Genomic DNA, 288 nt, shown 5'->3' with positions numbered 1-288 from the left:
GTAGACCCGGCCCAGCCCGTCTGTCACGATGCCACAATGGTATTTGGTGCTCCATCCATCTTCCGGCAGGGGCCAGTTTTTCACATCCTGACAGGTGCCCCGGTCGGTGAGTTCAATCCGAGTGGCGTTGGTGGGATCGCCCACCCAGAGGGAATGGTCAGCCCAGCACAGGGTCCGGGGCGGACCGTCATATCCAATGGGGGACGGCTCGAACCAGTTGAGGGTAGCCGTATTCTTGCTCAGTAAGGCCCGCCCAATAGTCCCGCTGCCAGCGGCTCTGGACGCGGC

General features: G+C 62.5%; 1 pseudogene. It reads right to left on the bottom strand.

The features are described 5' to 3' along the window. A pseudogene (locus tag P0G09_RS20470) lies at positions 1 to 288 on the bottom strand (hypothetical protein); the annotation flags it as partial.

It is taken from the genome of Faecalibacterium sp. DFI.5.82, from assembly GCF_029076575.1.
Taxonomy (GTDB): domain Bacteria; phylum Bacillota; class Clostridia; order Oscillospirales; family Ruminococcaceae; genus Faecalibacterium; species Faecalibacterium duncaniae.
This window is presented reverse-complemented; position numbering and strand designations above follow the sequence as displayed.